Source organism: Xanthomonas sp. D-99, assembly GCF_017746145.1.
In the GTDB taxonomy this organism is placed as follows: Bacteria; Pseudomonadota; Gammaproteobacteria; order Xanthomonadales; family Xanthomonadaceae; genus Xanthomonas; species Xanthomonas cissicola.
The window spans coordinates 1-7,500 of record NZ_JAGHWU010000102.1 but is presented as its reverse complement, the minus strand read 5'-3'; the positions used below and the strand labels follow the sequence as shown (position 1 = coordinate 7,500).

Here is a 7,500-nt window from a genome sequence, read left to right as displayed (position 1 = left end):
TTGAAGTTGTTGTTGACAGCGTGCGCAGATCGTAGGCCACGAGCTGGATGATGAGCATCATGCGACTTACAGTCGGGACTTTACGACAGTGGAGAAGCTGCGCGGCCTTGGTCAGCACTCCCCTGGCATTGACAAGCTCAGCTATGGGCTCAGTTCTACTGCACTGAACGTCCATCTTCGGAAGCCCACGGTCTAGCCAATCTCAGCTGGTGATTCTTGCCGCCCCCATGATGCGCGCAGCCGCTCCGCACGCGTTGTCTTCAAGGGACTGTGCCTGTATCGTCTACACATTGTAAAGACAACGGTGTTCCCATGTCTGAGCGTAAAACAGAAGTCGTAAACCTGCGGATGAGCACCCGAGTTAAAGGCCTTCTCCGTGAGGCGGCTGGTCGGGAACATAGGACGCTCTCTAACATGTTAGAGGTCCTTATCGAAGGTTACTTCGACGCCGGAAATCAGGCCGATACCTCGCCGGAATCGGGACGCAAACTCCGATCGATTTCCGAGAAATCAACCAGCGTCGACACAAGTCGCGCACATCGCGGTTAAAAAAAATGAACGAAGCTATTTCCCGCTCCTTTTCCGCTTACGAAGAGGAAAGAGGGTCTCTTGCGGTCGAAGAAGTAGAGCTGGCAACTGCTCTTCGCGATGGTTTCCCGCAGAAGCCGTTCCTGCGCTGGGCAGGTGGTAAGACTCGGCTATTGAGCGCAATTCTTCCCCATGCCCCGAACAGGTTTAATAATTTTCATGAGCCATTCTTAGGCTCTGGTGCAATGTTTTTTGCGGTTAGAGCGCGCGCGCGGCGGTGTTATCTATCCGATCTCAACAGCGAACTCATCAATCTTTGGCAAGTCGTCCAGACGAAGCCACGCGCTTTTTTCAATCGTCTCCAACCCTATCTCGATAGGCAAGGAGAGGACGAATACTATGTCATTCGCGCCGAGGAGCCAACTCGATCGCTTGAACGGGCAGCGCGTTTTTTTTATCTCAACCAGACATCGTGGAATGGGCTTTGGCGGGAAAATCGCTGGGGTGTATTTAACGTCCCTTGGGGCGCACGTGCTTTCAGGGGTATTGAATTTGCATCTTTGAAAGCGGTAGCAGATACACTGAAAGATACGGAAATCGTGGAACAAGATTTTCGTCAAGCAATTGCTCGCGCACAGCCTGGCGATTTTGTCTACATGGATCCGCCATATCTGCCTATTTCTGATACCAGTAAATTCGCTGGTTACAACGGAAAGCGCTTCCGAATAGCCGATTTGGAAGAGCTGGCCTTTTTATGCGAAGGCCTAACCAAGCGAGGTGTGCATTGGATTGTCTCAAATAGGGATAATGAGCACATTCGTGAAATTTTCTCTCATGCCCAGGTTTATTCGTTCACCACGCGTCGCTCGGTCTCAGCTCAGGCCAAGCGACATATTCAGCCCAAGGATTCGCCAGAAGTTATTGTTGTAGGAGGGCCGAATCGATGAGCAAGCAGCGCGTTCGTGCAGTAATCTTTGCGCGATACACCCTGTCCAATTTCAAGGCGCTCTATGGGCGCTTGCGGAGCAGTAGTAGTTACAGCAAGGATTATTTTCAGATTAACGCAAAGGCTGCTTCGATAGTTGCTGATGCGCTAGGATTTTCTGGCGACAGAGTCGATCTTTCCTATGCTTGGCCCAATGGTGGTCAGGTAGGTGGCTACCTTTTATTTTCCTCTGATCGTCCCCACTTGGGATGGGAAACGAATAATCCGCCTGCTCCTTGGCGTGTCGGTCAAGTCGGCTCGCGTCCGGAAATTAGCTTGGAAGGGTCTCCGGATTTGCAGTCTGAGGCCGATGCTAACGCAGTGTTCGATGCGATAAATGGCCAAGATAGCAAGCCCTGGCTGATTGCTGTAAAGCTTGCAGGAGAAGACGCGAAGCTTCATACGCGAGTTTACTTTGAGAACCCACCAGCGAATCTTGCAGACCGGGGATTGGATCAGCTCCCTTCAGACGTCGTGGCTGCAATCAACGCTCTGCCCCAAAGTGCTGGGCTTGGAGCGATAGGGTGGGAGGAGCCCAAGAGGCGCGAACCTCGTGCGCCGATGGTCGTCAACGCGGTGCTCGAAGCTTTGAAGCGCGAACCGAATGTGCTCCTAGTCGGTCCGCCGGGGACCGGCAAGAGCGTCGCCTTGGAAGATTTGCGAGAACACTATCGTTCTATTCCCAAGGCTCCGCAATTTGATCCTGATTCTTGGCCAGGGGACTGGACCGATGGCTCCGAAGTGGAGCAAGAGACTGTCTCTGACTTGCGAAGCGAGGCTTTGGTTTTTCATCCCGCTTATAGCTATGAGCAGTTCGTAGCAGGACTCTTTCCTAGCTCAACCAGTAAGGGCGCCATCAAACTTGAAGCTAAGGCTGGGCCCCTGCTGTCCTTAGGTCACTGGGCCTCCGCTGACCCTGGACGAAAGGCACTTTTGATTTTAGATGAATTCAATCGTGGCTCTGCCGCTGCGATTTTTGGCGACACGCTTGGTCTTTTGGATGGCGATAAGCGTTCTGGCGCGGGAAGGGCTGGTTCCTATATCTCCCGTCCTTACCCTAACCAAGAGATGTCTGTTGCCCCAATTTACAGGCGGGATGAGGCAGAAGAGGAGCACTTCGATTCCGAGTTGAGGCTTCCGGCTGGGCTCCACATTGTGGCGGCGATGAATAGCACTGATCGCTCAGTTGCGCCGCTTGATGCTGCAATGCGACGCCGTTTTAGCGTCATTCGAGTGGGCCCGGACTATGACTTGCTGGGGAAGCGCCTGCTTGAGAATGCCAGCAACGTTGATAGGGATCTTCCTTCGAGCCAAAGCGCTGACGACTGGACGCCGGATGACGTCGCGTTGCTTGCTGTTCGAGTCCTTCGAACCGTTAATGACCGCATCGAGTTCTGCTTAGGCGAGGACTTCTTACTGGGACATGCCCTCGTTTGGAATGTAGGTATAGGCGACACTGCTGAGCGTTTGCGCCTCCTATCCATTGCAATGGATACGAAGATCGTCCCGACCTTGCGCACGACGTTTCTTGATCAAGATGATGTTCTAGCAGTAGTGCTCGGAATCAAAGATTCGACCGGAGTTACTAGTGATCGAGAGGCTCCGGAAGATGCCTTAGGCTACTGGCGTTCGGCACCGTCTGCACTTGCTAGCATCGCTCCTAAGAGGCTCGTTTTACGAGAAATCAGCGCATTCGATCCGACGAAGCAGCTTCGTGTCCTGCTTGCTGTTGCTCGTGACTGATAGTGAGGACTATCGAGGTCACCGAAGGAGTAGACTTTGCGCTATCTAATGGAGATGCAGAGCGATTGAGGGCGGCAGTAGAACTGCTCCGCCTTCAATTGAGGCCTAGTTTCAAGCTGTTGCATGAGCAGGGTGGGATGCTGCGTCTGCAAAATGTGCTGGGGACCATTGATCTCGGGCGTGGTCTCACAATCCAAGTTTCGCCTAAGGTCAAGGCGAATGAAGATTGGGCAACGGCTGTTGTGTCTCTCCTCACAGGCGATGAAGGCATCCATATCGCGGGCGAGCGCAGGGCCGGGACAAGTCGGACGCATGCCACCTTGCTCGATGTTTTGGCGGACATCTACCTCAATCGGTTGGAGCGGGCTTTTCGACAGGAAGGGCCGATTGCCATCATGGAGCGTCGGAGGTCCGAGCTTCCTCACCTACAAGGGACACTGGATGTAAGTCGTTGGGCGCAGACGGCGCTGTGGCGTCCTCATATTTTTCCCGTTTCGCGGACGCTTCTTGTATCGGACAATATCTTTACGCAGAACTTGGTCTTCGTTGCGAAGGCACTCGCAGCTGCGTCTACCCACTCACGCGTTAGCAACGGTTTGCGTCGATTGGTTCGAGATCTAGCGCCAGGCAGTGGCCTAAATGGCACAAGTAGTCGGGCCCGGGCGGGTTCGGCGCTCCCGGAGCAGTGGAGTGCCTATAAGCCTGCGTGGTCACTTGCCAATGCGATCCTGAATAAGACTTCATTGTTGGGGGCTGTGGGTCATCACACAGGCTTTGGATTGGCGGTCGAGGGTTGGCCTCTTTTGGAAACCCTTCTGGAAAGAACACTTCGATCGCTAGTCGTAGCTGCTGCTCGCCAAGGAAGAGCACTTACTTGTCAAATGCAAAGCAAAGTGCAGCTGCTTTCTCCCGTGGGCGTCGGCCGAGCCTTCAATCCGAGCGCTGACGCGCTTCTCTTGGAGGAGGGGCGGGTATTAGCTGCTTTCGAGGCGAAGTATGTCGCGTTTGACCAGCGAGTTCCTGAGCGAGGGCACATCTATCAAGCGCTCAGCACTGCTGCGGCTTGTCAAGCGCCGCTCTCCGTTCTGATCTATCCAGCAGCCTTTCCTCATCAGGTGTGGGATACTTATGGGTTCGGCGACACACCCAGGAAACTTGTGGCTGTTGGGTTAGATCTGTTCAAGTATCGCTCTCCCATTCAAACTGAGTCGCAGGCAATTGAGCTGCTTGCATTTCTTGATAGCGTTAATACAGCGCAGGACAGCGCGAGTGACGCTTTGGTTGCCTCATCGCCATGACAGTAGCTTGGGACGCTGTATATAGGGCTGCTGAAGTCGTTTGCCCAGAGGAGCCGCTTCGGGCGACTAATCTACTGATTGCTGCTGCATCTCGCCATGGCGCGCGGGAAGGGGCAAAGCGTTGGAGTGGCGCGGCTGCGCGATCCGCGATCGTCGATTTAGCGTTATCACCTCTGCCTGATTTCGATGGCAACGGTCACGACTGGCAACGGGTTGCCGAACTTGCACTGAGTGCTTCGTATTTGGGTAAAGCGCCGGAGGGAATGCACTCCTGGGCGGCTTCCTATCAACGAGCATCCAGCACTCAAAAGAGCTTGGGTGCATATGCCACGCATGACGCGTTCGCCGCAGCGCTAGCGCGGATCACGTTGGAGCCTTTGGCAGAGGATCGCATCCACCGGATAGTCGATCCGAGTGTCGGTGCAGGAAATTTGCTCCTCGCTGCAATCGAACAGCGGGGCCGGCTGCGCACTAAATCCCACCTCAAACGTTTCATCCTTTCGTTGCATGGTGTCGAGCTTGATCCGCGTGCAAGGGAGCTTTGTTGTCTCCTGCTATGGCTAGCTGGCGCCGATGCCGGCGTAAGCCTTCAACAAGTCAGTGAAAATATCCGCTTGGATAACGCGCTTACGCGTGATTGGTGGTCCGGGCAAGAACTGTATGACGTAGTTCTTATGAATCCCCCGTGGGAGTCGCTACGTCATAGCGTTGGTTTTGCCGGCGACGAGGAGCGGGCGAGGACAATTGCGCGCATGTCGGTCTGCGCACAAGGGGCGCCTGGACTGCCGCCACTTTATAGCGCACAGGGTAAAGGAGACCGCAATCTCTTCAAGGCGTTTGTTGAGCTTGCTCCACATCTCCTTGTCGAGGGCGGCCGACTCGGGGCGGTGTTGCCGGCGGCCTTTGCGTCTGACGCGGGTATGGCGGAGCTGCGAGAGCGCTATTTCCGGCAGTTCGAAATCGCCCGGTGGACTGGCTATGAGAACCGCGCGGGCTATTTTCCAATTGATGGGCGCTACAAGTTCGGTCTTCTGGCAGCGACGCGATCCAATGCAGGCACAAAACGGCTGTCGGTGCGTAGTTTTGCGACGGAGCCCAGCGAGGTTGACGCGCCCCATATCCCACTCCGCCGTAGCGATATCGCCTTGATTGGCGGCAAATATCACGTCATTCCAGAGCTGTCGCATAAGCGTGAGTTGGATGTTCTTCGAGTTGCTCTGAGTTCGGGCGCTCCTCTATTTGAGCCTGGTCCTCTGGGGCGGGTGCGCTATCGCCGCGAAGTTGATTTGAGTCTCGGAAGAGACCGCTTTCAGCATGTGAGCAAAGAGCGACTAACCAGGCTTAGGGATGGAACATTCCGCAATAAAAAAGGAGTTGCGCTTGCTCCTTTGCTGGAAGGTCGTCTGGTGGGTGCCTACGATTGTGCACAAAAAAGCTGGGTATCCGGCTCTGGACGCACTGCGGTTTGGGAAGACAATGGCGATAGGCCACTTGCGCTGTGCACACCACAGTATGTGATGCCTGTGGAGATGAATGCTCTGCCGCGCGTAGCGTTCTGCGATGTCACAGCCTCAACCAACACAAGAACCATGATTGCCAGCTTAGTGCCAGAAGGCTGGAAATGCGGTAACACGGCGCCAGTGCTTGAATTTCCAGACACGCTGAGTGCCTATGCTGGTCTGGGCATCTTGAATTCGATGGTGTTCGATTGGATCGCTCGCCGCATGATCAGTGGGCTGCACCTCAACAAGTTCATCTTGGAAGGTCTCGTCTGGCCACGAGTTTCAGCAAGTCAGCTTGAACTGATCGCTGCCGCTGCTTGGAGCATTTGTGTCCACAGCCCTCGCGGCGGACTGTCTTCTCAGGAATTTCGTTCCCCACCTTGGCACGCAACCGCCAAAAAGTTGCGGCCGATGGATCACATTGATGCTGCCTCCACAATTGAAGTAACGATCGCCGCAGCGCTCGGCTTAAATTCGTCACACTTGAATGTAATCTACGACCATGCCAGTAGCGATCGGCGAGGATTCTGGCGCTATATCAAGGCCAATCCTCAGGTGCGCCGGGTTGTTGATGAGGTCCTTCTCAGAGCGGAGAGGTGATCGGATTCAACGCGGCGCTGAGGTGTGGTTTTATATAAACCCGCCAATGCTTATGTCTACCAAGCCAATTCATGACTCGCCGAAGGCCTTGCAATCAATATCGAGTGTATCGATATTGATGAGGATATATTGACGGATCATTTGTTTCGCTTAGCATCGCCTTTTGATCGGAGGTGTTATGCAAGGCGCATTAAGTTTAGTAAATCTTGAAGAAAAGCTTTGGACGTCAGTTTTGTTGACTGGGCTTACGCGATACCCACAAGCTATGGCATATCTGTGCGCTGACAAAGCCTTGGAACTTCATCGGTTTATTTGGGTGCCAGAGGAACGCCGGCCACCCCCATGGAGGCAAAGAGGGGCGGGCGCGCAATTTAATGGTTGGAGTGATTCAGGGGGCGTGCCGGGTGATGCGCTTGGCTTGCAAAGAATGTGGGCAGAGCAGATATGGGCTTCGGCATTCACCTCCGCTTGGCAGAGACACCCCTCTTTGGAACAATCTGCTGAGCAGGCGAAGAGCGCTTTGAATAGCTATTGCGAGCGCGTAGGGTTGTCTTTGGAGGGTGAAATATCTGCTGAGGACGCTAGGCGTCGGACTTCATGGCTGAAAGTCTGGAACGCTAGGGTGAATGATTTGGTGGTGAGGGGGCCAGACTTGCTTTGGGAAGAGCCGTAATATCAGGCTTTTCATAGTATTCGACTTTGGGAAGGTCTGAACAACGAGACCTGACAGGGCGGAAGGTGGCGTCGTTCCGAAGAGTGGCTTTTGGAACTTCGGAATTTCGCCATTTCTGGCGCTTTCCGCGGGAATTTCCCGGTTCACAGACGCACGCTCCCCATCGCCGGC

General features: G+C 54.3%; 4 protein-coding genes and 1 pseudogene. All 5 read left to right on the top strand.

Annotation, left to right across the window (positions count from 1 at the left end):
• Nucleotides 1-19: 19 nt before the first annotated feature.
• Nucleotides 20-196: pseudogene (locus tag J7360_RS21525) on the top strand (integrase); the annotation flags it as partial.
• Nucleotides 197-554: 358 nt separating this feature from the next.
• Nucleotides 555-1,475, top strand: coding sequence for a DNA adenine methylase (locus tag J7360_RS20555; RefSeq protein WP_209034689.1), 921 nt, complete (start codon nucleotides 555-557; stop codon nucleotides 1,473-1,475).
• On the top strand, nucleotides 1,472-3,256 hold the full coding sequence (locus tag J7360_RS20550; RefSeq protein WP_209034687.1) for an AAA family ATPase: 1,785 nt from the start codon (nucleotides 1,472-1,474) through the stop codon (nucleotides 3,254-3,256). Before J7360_RS20555 ends, J7360_RS20550 begins: the two co-directional genes overlap by 4 nt.
• Nucleotides 3,257-3,393: 137 nt before the next feature.
• Nucleotides 3,394-4,554, top strand: a complete 1,161-nt coding sequence (locus J7360_RS20545; protein ID WP_209034685.1) for a hypothetical protein — start codon at nucleotides 3,394-3,396, stop codon at nucleotides 4,552-4,554.
• A complete protein-coding gene (locus J7360_RS20540) occupies nucleotides 4,551-6,656 on the top strand; it encodes an N-6 DNA methylase (protein WP_209034683.1) in 2,106 nt (701 codons plus the stop codon). Before J7360_RS20545 ends, J7360_RS20540 begins: the two co-directional genes overlap by 4 nt.
• The last annotated feature ends 844 nt before the right edge of the window (nucleotides 6,657-7,500 follow it).